General features: G+C 66.7%; 13 protein-coding genes. 7 read left to right on the forward strand and 6 right to left on the reverse strand.

Going from position 1 to position 13526, the window contains the following annotated elements; all coding sequences use genetic code 11:
* Positions 1–25: 25 nt before the first annotated feature.
* The gene (locus tag ACSQ22_RS21510) at positions 26–1756 is read right to left on the reverse strand and encodes an AMP-binding protein (RefSeq protein WP_228896030.1); all 1731 of its coding nucleotides are present in this window, start codon (positions 1754–1756) and stop codon (positions 26–28) included.
* Positions 1757–1856: 100 nt separating this feature from the next.
* Here ACSQ22_RS21510 and ACSQ22_RS21515 point away from each other — a divergent pair, with 100 nt between their 5' ends.
* From ACSQ22_RS21515 to ACSQ22_RS21525, 3 genes are all read left to right on the forward strand, one after another.
* Positions 1857–2966: an AraC family transcriptional regulator gene (locus ACSQ22_RS21515; RefSeq protein WP_436131483.1), complete on the forward strand. Its 1110-nt coding sequence runs from the start codon at positions 1857–1859 to the stop codon at positions 2964–2966.
* A gap of 125 nt (positions 2967–3091) precedes the next feature.
* On the forward strand, positions 3092–3871 hold the full coding sequence (locus tag ACSQ22_RS21520; RefSeq protein ID WP_436131484.1) for a hypothetical protein: 780 nt from the start codon (positions 3092–3094) through the stop codon (positions 3869–3871).
* Positions 3872–3879: 8 nt separating this feature from the next.
* Positions 3880–4554: a glutathione S-transferase family protein gene (locus tag ACSQ22_RS21525; protein ID WP_436131485.1), complete on the forward strand. Its 675-nt coding sequence runs from the start codon at positions 3880–3882 to the stop codon at positions 4552–4554.
* Between the two features lie 57 nt (positions 4555–4611).
* On the opposite strand, the gene ACSQ22_RS21530 is transcribed toward ACSQ22_RS21525, so the two are convergent.
* From ACSQ22_RS21530 to ACSQ22_RS21545, 4 genes are read right to left on the reverse strand one after another with little or no spacing between them, the layout of a single operon-like run.
* Positions 4612–6051: a patatin-like phospholipase family protein gene (locus ACSQ22_RS21530; RefSeq protein ID WP_436131486.1), complete on the reverse strand. Its 1440-nt coding sequence runs from the start codon at positions 6049–6051 to the stop codon at positions 4612–4614.
* Positions 6052–6099: 48 nt separating this feature from the next.
* Positions 6100–6753, reverse strand: coding sequence for an HAD family hydrolase (locus tag ACSQ22_RS21535; RefSeq protein WP_436131487.1), 654 nt, complete (start codon positions 6751–6753; stop codon positions 6100–6102).
* A gap of 50 nt (positions 6754–6803) precedes the next feature.
* Positions 6804–7238, reverse strand: coding sequence for a YchJ family protein (locus tag ACSQ22_RS21540; protein WP_436131488.1), 435 nt, complete (start codon positions 7236–7238; stop codon positions 6804–6806).
* Positions 7239–7263: 25 nt separating this feature from the next.
* Complete coding sequence (locus ACSQ22_RS21545) at positions 7264–7962, reverse strand: DUF4197 domain-containing protein (protein WP_436131489.1); 699 nt, start codon at positions 7960–7962, stop codon at positions 7264–7266.
* 175 nt (positions 7963–8137) lie between these two features.
* Between ACSQ22_RS21545 and ACSQ22_RS21550 the strand changes: the two genes are divergently transcribed.
* Positions 8138–8617: a DUF421 domain-containing protein gene (locus ACSQ22_RS21550; protein WP_121421258.1), complete on the forward strand. Its 480-nt coding sequence runs from the start codon at positions 8138–8140 to the stop codon at positions 8615–8617.
* A gap of 73 nt (positions 8618–8690) precedes the next feature.
* A complete protein-coding gene (locus tag ACSQ22_RS21555) occupies positions 8691–9053 on the forward strand; it encodes a DUF2237 family protein (RefSeq protein ID WP_436131490.1) in 363 nt (120 codons plus the stop codon).
* A gap of 2 nt (positions 9054–9055) precedes the next feature.
* Here ACSQ22_RS21555 and ACSQ22_RS21560 read toward each other — a convergent pair whose 3' ends face one another.
* Complete coding sequence (locus ACSQ22_RS21560) at positions 9056–10132, reverse strand: hypothetical protein (protein ID WP_436131491.1); 1077 nt, start codon at positions 10130–10132, stop codon at positions 9056–9058.
* 181 nt (positions 10133–10313) lie between these two features.
* Here ACSQ22_RS21560 and ACSQ22_RS21565 point away from each other — a divergent pair, with 181 nt between their 5' ends.
* Positions 10314–10964, forward strand: coding sequence for a LuxR C-terminal-related transcriptional regulator (locus ACSQ22_RS21565; RefSeq protein WP_436131492.1), 651 nt, complete (start codon positions 10314–10316; stop codon positions 10962–10964).
* Entirely contained in the window at positions 10964–13525 is a 2562-nt protein-coding gene (locus ACSQ22_RS21570) for an ATP-binding protein (protein WP_436131493.1), read from the forward strand. Before ACSQ22_RS21565 ends, ACSQ22_RS21570 begins: the two co-directional genes overlap by 1 nt.
* Position 13526: the final 1 nt, after the last annotated feature.

Genomic DNA, 13526 nt, shown 5'->3' on the forward strand with positions numbered 1-13526 from the left:
GAAGCGGCTCAGGGGGGTCATCAGTTCAAGCGGTTTTCTGTTCTTCCAGGCCCAGCAGATCCTTCATCTCGTCGCGGATCTTGAACTTCTGGATCTTGCCCGTCACCGTCATCGGAAAGCTGGTGACAAAGCGGATGTAGCGCGGCACCTTGTAGTGCGCGATCTGGCCCTTGCAGAAGGCGCGGATGTCGTCCTCGGTGGGCTGGGTGCCGGGCTTGGCAATGATCCAGGCGCAGAGTTCCTCGCCGTATTTCTGGTCGGGCACGCCCACCACCTGCACGTCCTGCACCTGCGGGTGGCGGTACAAAAACTCTTCGATCTCGCGCGGGTAGATGTTCTCGCCGCCACGGATCACCATGTCCTTGATGCGGCCAACGATGTTCACGTAGCCCTCGGCGTCCATGGTGGCGAGGTCACCGGTGTGCATCCAGCCGCCTTCGTCAATCGCCTCGCGGGTCTTGGCCGGGTCGCCCCAGTAGCCGTGCATGACGGAGTAGCCTTTGGTGCAGAACTCGCCCCGCTGGCCGATGGGCACCACCGCCCCGCTGTCGGGATCCACGATCTTGATCTCCAGGTGCGGCTGCACCTGGCCCACGGTGGAGACGCGCTTGTCCAGCGGCGTGTCGGTGCTGCTCTGGCAGCTCACGGGGCTGGTCTCGGTCATGCCGTAGGCAATGGTGATCTCGCGCAGGTTCATCTGCTCCACCACGCGCTTCATCACCTCGGTGGGGCAGGGCGAGCCGGCCATGATGCCGGTGCGCAGGGTGCTGAGGTTGAACTCGGCAAAACGCGGGTGGTCCAGCTCGGCGATGAACATGGTGGGCACGCCGTGCAGGCCGGTGCAGCGCTCGTCCTGTACCGTCTGCAGCACGGTCAGCGGGTCAAACCCGTCGTTGGGGTACACGATGGTGGCACCGTGCGTCAGGCAGGCCAGGTTGCCCAGCACCATGCCGAAGCAGTGGTACAGCGGCACGGGGATGCACAGGCGGTCTTCGGGCGTGAGCTTCATGCACTCGCCAATGAAGAAACCGTTGTTCAGGATGTTGCGGTGCGTGAGCGTGGCGCCCTTGGGGAAGCCGGTGGTGCCGCTGGTGAACTGGATGTTGATGGGGTCGGTGGCCTTCAACGTGGCTGCGATCTGCGCCAGGCGCGGGTCGGCTGCGTTGCCGCGTGCCAGCAGGTCGGTAAAACGCATCAGGCCCGGTTCATCGGCGCCCTGCCCCGCCTCATCGATCCACACTACGGTGTTCAGGTGGGGCAGCTTGACGGAGCCCAGCTGGCCGGGCTGCTGGTGCTGCCACTCGGGCGCCAGCTCGCGCAGCATGCCCAGGTAGTCGCTGGTCTTGAAGCGCGCCATGGTCACCAGCAGCTTGCAGCCCACCTTGTTGAGCGCGTATTCCACCTCGGACGTGCGGTAGGCCGGGTTGATGTTGACCAGCACCAGGCCCACCTGCGCGGTGGCCAGCTGCATCAGCACCCATTCGGCGTTGTTGTGCGACCAGATGCCCACGCGGTCGCCGGGCGTGAGCCCCATGCCCAGCAGCGCACTCGCCAGGCGGTGCGCCTCGGTCTGCAGCTGGGCGTAGGTGGTGCGGCGGCCCTGGTGCACGCTGACCAGCGCCTCGCGGTCGGGCTGGCGGGCCACCATATCGGCAAAAAAGGCGCCGATGGTCTGCTCGATCAGGGGAACGTCGGTGGCGCCACGGGCGTGGCTGTCCACCAGCGGTGCGAAGTTCGTTGCGGCTGCACTCGTCACGGGTTTGTCTCCTCGGCTCTGTCATGCGGCCTGCGCCGCAAGAACATGCGGGCGGGCGATCCGTAAGCATAGAAGCCTGAACCCCTGGCGGGTGGACACAATGGTTGCAAATCGTGCCACGGCTGGCACACTCTGTGGCGTGAAGACCACCGCCTCCGCCGACCATCGTTTCCCAACCACTCCATCTGCCCCTGCCGCAACGCCCATCGCCTTTGTGCGTGCCATTGTTCTGGCGTACGAGCGGCGCGGCCTGAGCCCCGAACGTGCCCTGGCCCAGGCACAGATTGCGCCGCAGCTGCTGCCCGACGACAGCGCCCGCATCACCGCCTGGCAGATGGAGCAGATCTCCGACGCCGCCATGCAAGAGTTGGACGACGAAGCCCTGGGCTGGTTCAGCCGCCGCCTGCCCTGGGGCAGCTACGGCATGCTGGCACGCGCCAGCATCAGCTCGCCCACGCTGCAGGTGGCCCTGGCCCGCTGGTGCCGCCACCATGGACTGCTGGCGGACGACATTGCCCTGCACCTCACCACCCAAGGCGACACCGCCACCCTGGCCATCACCGAGGCCCGCGACCTGGGCGCGCTGCGCGAGTTTTGCCTGGTATCCGTGCTGCGCAATGCCCATGGCCTGGCCTGCTGGATGGTGGACTCGCGCATTCCGCTCATTGCCGCAGAATTTGCCTTTGATGCGCCCCCGCACGCCGATGCTTATGCCGTGCTGTTCCGTGGCCCCGTCACCTTCAACGCGCCACGCACCGCCATCCACTTTGACGCCCGCTACCGGCACCTGCCCCTGCGCCGCGACGAACAGGCCCTGCGCCAGATGCTGCAGCACGCCCTGCCCCTGACGGTGCTGCACTACCGCCGCGACCGCCTGCTGGTGCAGCGCGTGCGCCAGCTGCTGGCCGCGCCCCTGCCGGGGCAACCGGCCCACGCCCTGCCCCAGCACAGCGCCGAATCCCTGGCCGCACTGCTGCATGTGTCGCCACGCACCCTGCACCGGCAATTGAAGGAAGAAGGCGCCACGCTGCAGGGCCTGAAAGACGAGGTTCGCCGCACCCGCGCGGTGGAGCTGCTGCACCGCACGCAGCGGCCGATCAAGCAGGTGGCGGAGGCGGCGGGGTTTGAGAACGAGAAGAGTTTTATCCGGGCTTTTCGCGGGTGGACGGGGCAGTCGCCTGCGGAGTTTCGGAGGGTGGTTAGGGTATAGACGGCCATACATAAAAAATATGCCCGCGTTTACAACCTTTATCTGCGCAACAGGCTAAGCGCAAAGGAAAACAGTCTGGATTTGCTCAATGCAAGCTGCAATGAAGCGAACAAACTAAACACCCTATGTCCTATTCCCCAGCCAATATTGAGAAGATGCACGTGAGCCTGCGCGCAGTTCTGCAGGATCTACAAACACTAATCTTGAACACAGTGATTGAAGGCCAAGCACTTGAACCAGCGTCTCCGGTCCGAGAACATTTGCTTCATGGCGCTGCACGTCGCCTGCAGACAGTGAAGCGTGCACTTGAACGCGTCTTCGAGTTGTTCCCGTTAGACAGCGCTCGCCCTCTGGCGACCGACGCGCTCTCAGATGTACAGACTAATTTGCATGCGTTCGTAATGAACCTCTATGGCCTGTATGACAACTGGGCATGGGCTTTTGTGTTACGTCACGATTTGCTATCCAGACTCGGTGATCGCCGTCGCGTAGGGTTGTTCCTGCAAAGCACTCAGAAATTTCTTCCTGCGGAACTGCGCGAGCACCTCACTTCAGAGGCCATGACGCGTTGGCACGGTGAATACGCCAAGTCATTTCGTGATGCTCTTGCCCACCGAATTCCCCCATATGTGCCCCCATCCGAATTCACAGAACAAGAGAGTCACAAGTTTCAAGAACTGGAGCACGAAAAGCTTCAATGCATCCGACAGATGCGCTGGGATCGCATGCAAGAAATATCCGAGGAGCAAGCGGCACTCGGCCGACCGTGTTTTGGATTCATGCATTCATTTCAGGAGGACGAAGCCCCTCGCCCGATCCTTCTCCACCCGCAGTTGCTGACAGACAGCATTACCGCAGTTGAGTGTGCCAAGCTCTTTTTTGCACACTGGCACAGAACCGCCTAATTCATCTCATGCTCCACCTCCACCACTGCATCAGCGCCCGCTCCTTCCGTCCCCTGTGGATGCTCGAAGAGCTGCAACTGCCCTACCAACTCCACATGCTGCCCTTCCCACCGCGCGCCAAGGCCCGGTGGTTTCTGGACGAGAACCCGCTGGGCACGGTGCCGCTGCTGGTGCAGGGCGATGTGCGCATGACCGAATCGGCGGCCATGTGCCAGTACCTGGCCGCCACGCACCCCGACGCGGGGCTGGATGTGGCGCCCACGCACCCGGCGTATGGCGCGTACCTGAACTGGCTGCACATGAGCGATGCGACGCTGACTTTTCCGCAGACGCTGGTGCTGCGCTATGGCCGGTTTGAGACCGCAGAGCGCAAGCTGCCGCAGGTGGTGGAGGACTACAGCCGCTGGTTCCTGGCCCGGCTGCGCGCGGTAGAAACCGCGATGACCCACGGCCGCAGCGACTATCTGTGCGCGGGCCGCTTTACGGCGGCGGATGTGGCGGTGGGGTATGCGCTGCTGCTGGCGCAGCACCTGGGGCTGAACGAACAATTTGGCCCGGCCACGCAGGTCTACTGGCAGCGGCTGCAACAGCGACCCGGCTACCAGCGGGCGATGGCCGCACAGACGGAGGCCGCCCAAGACCAGGACGTGCCGACCACCCCGGCCCCCGACACCAAACCGTGATGCGGAGGTGGGGGCTAGTGTGGTGTTGCACGCTAGGGGATAGCCGGGCTCACGCGGCTACTCGGACTTCGCTGGTGTAGATGCAGGTCCGGGCGGGGGTAAAGGTGTCGTCGGAGCCTGCCGCGCCAGCGACTGCACCAGTGCGCGGAACTCCGGCGAGTGGCGCAGCACGCTGCCACCCGCCTCGATGAGGTCCGTGACTTCTTCCGACGTGATGGAGAACGCCGTGGGCACCTGCAGCATGCGGCGGCGCGCCACGTCGTCGTGGGCATCGCGCAGGTTGACGGAAATGACGTGGACCTCGGCACCGGGCGCAAAGGCATCGCTGCTGCCGGTGGGGCCCGCCGCCAGCGACTGGCGCCACTGCTGGGTGATGTCGCGCAAGAACTCCTGCGTCTCGCGCGTGGCGCGGGCGCCGGTGCCAAACAGCAGCGAGTCCACCACCTGGGCCATGTTGGGCACCTTGTCGCTCATGTCGATGTTCTCGGATGGGTCGCGCTCGGCGTTGACGGTGACGAGCACCAGCTTGCGGATGGTGCCGGGCGGGATGCCCACTTCGCTGAAGGTTTCGCGCAGTCCGCCACCGGCCAGGGCCCGGTCGAGCAGACGCTGCACGCCCAGGTTGTCGGCCAGGCCGCCATCCACCAAGTGGATGTAAGGGCGGCGCTGCGCGTCCAGATAGCTCAACTCATGCGCGCGGTACAGGCGCGCGCGGTAGTCGCCGCCCGCAGCCAGGGAGGCAGCGCGGGACACGGTCTGGTACTGAGGGCACTGGTCGGCGTAGTTCTTGAGGGTGACGGGGCTCAGCAGCAGCGGTACGGCGGACGATGCCGCCACCGCGAACGACAGCGGCACCTTGCGCAGGTCGGAGCAGATCAGCGCGAACTGGTCCCACGTGAATTCAAAGCCAGTGCCCAACGACATGTCGGTGGCGGTGATGAACAGCTGCGGGTGGCGCGGGCGCCGCGCCACATCGCCAAAGGTGCGCCCGCCATACAGCTCATCCAGCCGCCGCGCGAGCAGGTGCGTGCGGCCGAACCAGGGCGAGGTCAGGTCCACCAGGTTGCCGGGGCGCAGGGCTTGGGTGATGAGGCTGTTCTGGAAGTTCTGGCGCAGAAAGTCCTGCTCGAAGCGGGGTAGCCCCTCGATGCCGTGTGCTGCCAAGTAAGCGGCCACGATGCTGCCGCCCGAGACGCCGCTGATCACATCGGTGGCGTCGAGCAGCGTGGTGGGGCGCCCGTTCCAGTCAAAGCGCGTGGCCTGCATTTCGGTCAGCACGCCAAAGCCGAAGGCGGCCGCCCGCGCACCGCCGCCCGACAGCGTGACGGCCACCAGGATGGTAGGGTCGCGCTCGGACTTGCGCTCGGGGATGGCCTGGTCCTCGGGCTTCAGGGGTTCGTTGATCCAGGGCCGCACCGACGAGCATCCCGCCAGCAGGGCCAGGGCCGCCACCACGGCGCATCGCCGCATCCACGGCTTCATGCGTTGTACCGGCATTGCGCTTCTCCCATGGTTACAGGGCTGTTGGGAATCTTCTTGCCTGTGTCAGCAGCCCAGCAGCGCAGGCAACTCGGCCATGCTGCGAAACACCTGCGCTGCGCCTGCGGCACGCAGGGCCTCGCCATCGTCCAGCGGCGCATAGGCAAATACCGTGGCGCCTGCGGCCACGCCAGCGGTCACGCCCGTCACGGTGTCTTCCACCACGGCGCAGCGCCCGGGCACCACCTGCAGGGCCGCAGCCGCCGCCAGATAGACGTCGGGCGCGGGCTTGGTGGCGGGCATCTCGTGGCCGCTGAACACCCGCCCGGCAAAGTACGGCGTGAGCCCCACCTTGGCCAACTGCATCTCGACCTTGTGCCGGTCGGCACCCGAGGCGCAGGCAATGCGCCCGCCATGGCGGGCGTGCACCCTTTCGATGGTGCCGTGGATGTGTTCGATGGCCGTGAGGCGCTGGTCCAGCTCGGCATTGCGCCGTGCATAGAAGTCGGCCATCCACGCATCGGTCAGCGGGCGGCCGGTGTGGGCCTCGATGCGGGCGGCCTCGCTGCGCACCGTCTTGCCGATAAAGATGCGCATGCATTCGTCGGCACTCAGGGCCCAGCCCGCTTCGTTGAGCATGTCGCGCAGCACGCCGTTGGTGATGGGTTCGCTGTCGACCAGCACACCATCGCAGTCAAACAAGATTGCTTCAAATTTCATAGCTGCTCGCGCTTATTGGTAAAGCGCTGAAGGTCATTTTTATTCAATTTTTAGGAGTGGATATCGCCATCCACATAGAACCAGCGCCCGTCTTCGCGCACGAAGCGGCTGGTCTCGTGCAGGCGCACGGCGCGGCCGCCCACGCGGTAGCGCGCGACAAACTCGACCTCGGCGCGGTCTTCGCCCGTGCTGCGGTGGCTGCGCACTTCCAGACCCAGCCACTTCGTGCCGGGGTCGAAATCGAGGTCCGCTGGCCGGGTGCCGGGGTGCCAGGTGGCCTGCAGGTAGTCGCCACGTTCGAGGACAAAGGCGGTGTAGCGTGACCGCATGAGGCTCTCGGCGTCGGGCGCGGCGGCCTCGTCCCCGTGGTCGAGGTAGCGGCTGCAGCATCCTGCGTACGGCAGCGCCCGGGGCTGCGCGCCTTTGCCGACTGCGGCCTGTGGGCGCCCGCAGGGACAAGGGTCGGTGCTCTTCATCAACGGCATGGGATGGCAGTGCGCAGGTGCATAGTCAGTTCAGCGCACCAAAGACCTTGCGGGCGATGGCGCTGCCTGCACCGGCCGGATTCTGACGGATGCGGCGTTCCTCCTCGCCGATCATGAAGTACAGGCCGTCGAGCGTCTTGCCGGTGACGTACTGCGCAAGGTTGGCCTCCTCGGGTTTGAGCAGGCCAAAGCTCGCTGCCTTGCCCGCAAAGGCGTTGTACTTCTGGGTGAGGCCGACTTTTTCGGTGGCCTGGTTCACCACGGGCAGGAAGCGTTCGGAGAGCGGCGTGCGCGTCTTGTCGGCAAAAAAGGCGGTGACCGAGGTGCTGCTGCCGGTCAGGATGTTCTTGGCATCGGTCACCGTCATCTTCTGCACGGCGCCCACCAGCAGGTCTTTGCCCATGGGCACGGCGGCTTCGGCGGCGCGGTTGATGGAGGTGACCAGCTCGTCGATGCGCCGCCCCTGGCCCAGCGACTTCATAACCTTGGCGGCGTCGTCCAGGGAGCCCGGCAGGCCGATGCGCACCTGGGGGTTGCCCAGAAACCCGTCAGGCCGCCCCAGCAGGGCGACCGCCGCCTGGGCGCCCTGGCCCAGCGCGGCTTTGAGGCCGCTGGCGGCATCGGCATTGGTGAGGTCACCCAGCGACAGGGCCCAGGCCTGCTGGCCGGTGGCGCACAGCAGGGCAGCCACGAGGCTGGTTTGGTGAAATTGGCGGCGTTGCATGGTGCGGTACTTTCGGTGGGGGACGGCAGATGATGCCCACTCGGCCACCACTGCAGTGAGTGGCGCACTGTGCCGGAGCCGTGCGGGGAATTGCCGGGATTTTCGCTCAGCGAATGAGGGGCAAGCCGCAGGCCGTAGACTGCCCCCACCCAAGCATCCAACAAGGAACCTTGCAATGTGGCAAATGAGCGTGCCGTGGTGGGAGTTTGTGCTGCGCGGCGTGGTGGTGTACCTGTTCTTGCTGGTGTTCATGCGCCTGTCGGGCAAGCGGCAGACGGGGCAGTACGAGCCGTTTGACCTGATCCTGTTGCTGATCCTGTCGAACGCGGTGCAGAACTCGATGAACGCGGGCGACAACTCGCTGGTGGGCGGGCTGATCTCGGCCAGCACGCTCATGCTGCTGCATGTGGCGCTGGCGCGGTTGGCGTTCCACTTCCCGCGCATCGGGCGCTGGGTGGACGGCAAGGCCCAGGTGCTGATCCACCAGGGCGAACTGAACCAGGCGCTGATGCGCAAGGAGCTGCTGACCCGCGACGACGTGGAGGCCGCACTGCGCGCAGGCGGCTGCCTGCACGCGCACGAAGTGGAACGCGCCACCATCGAGACCAACGGGCAGATCACCGTAGTGCTGCGCCGCCGTGGCGAGGTTGGCTGACCCGCCCCGCGCCCACCCCAACGGTCTGCCCCCTCACCGCCCCTCACAACCCAAGCGACTTACGCGACCCGATATGACTGCACTGAACGTTCTGGGCACCTTGCTGATGCCCTGCTCCTACGACCCACTGACCGGCTACTACCGCGACGGCTGCTGCAACACCGACGAGCAAGACCACGGCACCCACGTGGTCTGCGCACGCATGACACAGGCGTTTCTGGACTTTTCGCTGTCGCGGGGCAACGACCTCATCACCCCCCGGCCCGAGTCCCGCTTTGCAGGGCTGCAGCCCAACAACCGTTGGTGCCTGTGCGTCTTGCGCTGGAAGGAGGCCTACGAGGCGGGTCTGGCGCCTCCCGTGATCCTGGAATGCACACATGCGCGCGCGCTGGAGTTCGTGACGCTGGCGCAATTGCAAAGCACGGCGTTGTCCTAGGCTCAGTTTTGCGTGTAGCAGGTCTTGTTGGGCAGAACGGTGTCCACGTAGCTCTCCACACTGACCGCCGTTGGGAAGGCCGTGGGTATCTGGTCGCCAAAGATGCACAGGCGGCTCCCCTTGCGGGCCCAGACGGCACGCGATGTCAGGCCTGACGGCTGGGTCCACAGGCCCCAGAACGCGGTCAGCGTAGCCGTGCTGCCGTTACGGTCGAACGCCACATTGCCCACACCGGCCAGAGGGCCTGCCACCGTGCCAGCGCCCGTGCAGTTGGCGTCAGCATAGGTGGCCACACCGATCTGTCCCGCCACGCGATTGTCCCCCTGGCTGGTGATGCGCCAGAGCGAGCGGCCCCAGGTGCCGGGCCGCACCACTACGCACAGCTCCTGCTTCCAGTCGCCTTCGGGCAAGGCCACCACCGTGCCGCAGCTCACCTCCACCGAACCCACGTTGGCAGAGATCACGCTGCCGGAGCCATTGCGCACCGTGCAGCTCTGGCCGGAAGGCTGCGTGCGCACGGTGACCGCATAGCGCGTGCCGCCGGCCAGCGCAGTGCCGAACGTGAAGCCGCCGTTGCTGGAGACCGAGAGGTCATCGCCCCCGTTGTTCTGCAGCACCAGCGTGCCACCCGCCAGACCGGTCACTGAACCGCCAACCGTATAGGTGGCGGCCGCCAGGTTCTCACAGCGCACCTGCACGTTGCTGACGTTGGCGGTGGCGGTGCCCGTGCCCTGGGTCACCGTGCAACGCTGGCCGCTGGGCTGGGTCTTGACGGTGACGGCATAGGCAATGCCACTGTCCAGGCGCGTCACGAAGACGAAGTTGCCGTTGGCATTGATCGTCAGGTCGTCCTTGCCAGTGTTTTGCAGCGTCACCGTCTTGCCAGCGCCCAGGCCCGTGACCGCACCGCCAATGCTGAACGCGCCTGCGGTAGGCGGCGGCGTGCCATTGTTGTCATCGTCACTACCGCCACAACCCACCAGCAAGGCGGCCGCCAAGCCAAGGGGTGCCCAGCGGAAGAGGGGCCGTACGGAATGCCCAGTGCGCCCAGCACCCATTGCGCTTGCTTGTCGTGTCATGAACAGAAACCTCTTGATCGTGAATGAAGGGCGGATTCTGTGCAGCACCTCCTGCGGTACGGAACCCTACCCTGGTAGGGTTTGCGCGCCGTCCATCCTGCTCAACACTTGGCAGAATTTGCCCTACCTCCGCGCTGTCAGCGCGCCTGCGCCGCAAGGCGCAGCCACCCTCTCCCACTGCATGACCCCCACCTCCCCTTACGCGCTCATCCTGGACGACCATCCGCTCGTGGCGCACGGCATGGCCGAGTTCCTGCGCGCACGCCTGCCGCAGATGGAGGTGGTAGAGGCCGCAGGGGCGGACGACCTTCTGCGCTGGGTGGAAATGCGGGGCACACCGGCCATCGCGCTCATCGACTTCTGGCTGGCGGAAGGCGCTGCGGTGGGCCTGATCGCCCAGGTGCGCAGCCACTGCCCCGGGATGCCCATCGCCGTGATCAGCGGCGACGATGACCCCGCCGTGATGGAGCAGGCCCGGCAGGCAGGCGCACAGGGCTTCATCCACAAACAAGCAGCGCCTGAGACCTTTGGTCTGGCGGTGGAAGCCTTGCTGAGCGGGCTGGTCTGGTTTGAGCCGGGCCTGCTGGGCAGCCAGCCGCCGCGCAGCCGCGATCTGCCGGTGACTCCGGCCGAGCTGGGGTTGTCCACCCGCCAGGGCCAGATCCTCGCGCTGGTGCTGCAGGGGCTGCCCAACAAGCGCATCGCCTTGCAGCTGGACATTGCCGAGAGCACCGTGAAGGAGCACGTGACGGGCATCCTGGAGCGGCTGCGGGTGCGCACGCGAATCGAGGCCATCACCCTGTTGCGCGGCCGGCGGTTGGAGCTGTCCTGATGCGCCTTGTCCGGGCCGTGGTGCTGGTCGCGGCCTTGTGCCTGCAGACGGCACTGCCCGCAGGGGCACAGGTACCGAACCCGGACCTGGCAGAGCTGGACCGGCTGCAGACCCTGTCGCAACGCAACAGCGCCGAAGCCGTGCAGGCGCTGCAGGCCGCCGCCACCCGCTTTGCCAACGCGGCCGATGTCGCGACCCGGCGCACCTACCTGGCGGCGCTGACGGACGCAGCCTTCGAGACCGGGCAGGCTGCGGTGGTGACCGAGGGCATAGCGCAACTGAAAGCGCTTGCGGCTGCGCACAGCGATGCCTCGACGCAGGTGCTGGCCACCTGCTTCGAGGCCCGGCAATGGGCCGTGGCGGGCAAGACAGGCGCCGGGCTGGACGCCCTGGCGCGCGAAGCGGGCGCGGCGGAGCAGGTGCCCGACCCTTGGGTGCGCTGGCTCTACCACCTGACGCTGGGTGCCCTGCACAGCAGCAACGGCCAGTTCGAAGCGGCGATGACCCACCTGCTGCGCAGCCTGGAACTCTCGCGCACGCTGCCGCGCCAGGCAGCCACATCCGAGCTGCGGTCGCGCACCCACCTGGAGCTGCTGCACTTCGACATGAAGAACCCCGACCGCGCGCTGCAGACCATTCGCGAGACGCTGCCGCTGGCCGAAAAGCTGGACGCCCAGCAGGCGCTGGGCTGGCTGCACCTGCACCGTGGCAATGTGGAAAACGTACAGGGCAACCTCGACACCGCCGTGGCCGCCTACCGGCAGTCCCTGCAGATCGCCCGCGCCGGCGGGCTCACCGGGCTCCAGGCCACGGCGCTGAACAACCTGGGCGACGTCCTGCTGCAGCGCAAGGCCTATGCCGCGGCCGAGCCCGTGATGCGCGAGGCCCTGGCAGCGTACCGCGACGCGCACGAGCTGAACGGGGCCGCAATGGCGCAGGCCAACCTGGGCTTTGCGCTGATGGGCCAGGGCCGCATTGCGGCTGGCGTGCATGAGGTGGAGGCGGGCATTCGGTTTGTGCATGAAGCAGGCTCCCTGCCCATGGAAGAGCAGCTGCTGGGCGAGCTCTCGCGCATGTACGAGCAAGCCGGCCTGTACCGCGAAGCCGTGGCCACCACGCGCAAGCAGCAGGCGCTGGCCAAGGAGCTGTTCCACACCGAGCGCGACCAGGCCGTGGCCGCGCTGCAGGAGCGCTTTGACAGCGCTGAACGGCAGCGCCAGATCGAGCAGCTGGCGCAGGCCAATCGGGTGCAGGATGCCGAGCTGCGTGTGCGGCGCATGCAGCAGATCGGCCTGGCCGCCACGGTGGCGCTGGCCCTGCTGGCGGCGGGCGCCAGCTTTTGGCAGTACCGTCGCACCCGCACGGCCAACGCGGCCCTGGCGGCAGCCCGGCGGCAGGCCGAAGGCGCACTGGCCGAGAAGAACCTGTTCCTCGCCACCGCCAGCCACGACCTGCGCCAGCCCGTGCATGCCATGTCGCTGATGGTCGAGGCGATCAGCCTGCGCAACAGCGACCCGGTTCTTCGCCCCCTGGTTGCCGACCTGCGCAACAGCATGCAGGCCATGAACCAGCTGTTCAACGCGCTGCTGGACCTGGCCCGCCTGGAATCCGGCCAGCCGCTGGGCGCCAAGGGCGTGGTGGACCTGAGCGGACTGCTCGCGGACGTGGTGCGCCTGTTCCGTGAGCAGGCCAGCCTCGGCGGGCTGGCCCTGCGGCTATGGGTGCCGCGTGGCGGAGCTACCGTGTGGGCAGAACCGGTGCTGCTGCGCCAAGCGCTGGCCAACCTGGTGCAGAACGCGATCCGCTACACGCCCCAAGGCAAGGTGCTGGTGAGCGTGCGGGCGCGCGGCAGCGACTGGCTGGTGGAAGTGCGGGACACCGGCGTCGGCATCGCCGTGGCGGACCAGTACCGGGTGTTCAGCCCCTACTACCGAGGGGAGCGGGCGGACCAGATGAACGACGCCGGACACGGCCTGGGGCTGGCCGTGGTGGCGCGCTGCGCCGAACAGATGGGCGCCACCCACGGCCTGCTGTCGCAGGCGGGGCGGGGCTCATGCTTCTGGCTGCGGCTGCCAGCCCACACCGCTGCGGCTACGGCGACTGCCGTGCCACCCGACACGGCGGCCTTGCACCGCGACGAGATGGCAATGCGCCCGCTGCAAGGCCGCTGCCTGGTACTGGACGACGACCGCCAGGTGATCAAGGCCTGGCGTGCCATGCTGGAGGCCTGGGGCGTGACGGCGGCATACGCCACCACCACGGCCGAGGCGCATGCCCAGCTCGACGAGGGGTTCGAGCCGGATGCCATCTTCTGCGACCAGCGGCTGCACACGGGCGAGAGCGGTTTTGACGTACTGCGCGCCCTGCTGGCCCGCTGCCCCGCTGCACGCGGCGCCATGGTCAGCGGCGAACACAACGCGCCCGCCTTGCAGGATGCCGAGGACGAGGGCTACCTGGTGCTGCGCAAGCCGGTGAGCCCCGTGGAGTTGCACGCGGTGCTGGCCCAGTGGCTGGACCCGCAGAAAAATCAATCAAAACAACCTTCAGCGCTTTACCAATAAG

It is taken from the genome of Acidovorax sp. LjRoot38, from assembly GCF_964252975.1.
In the GTDB taxonomy this organism is placed as follows: domain Bacteria; phylum Pseudomonadota; class Gammaproteobacteria; order Burkholderiales; family Burkholderiaceae_C; genus Acidovorax; species Acidovorax facilis.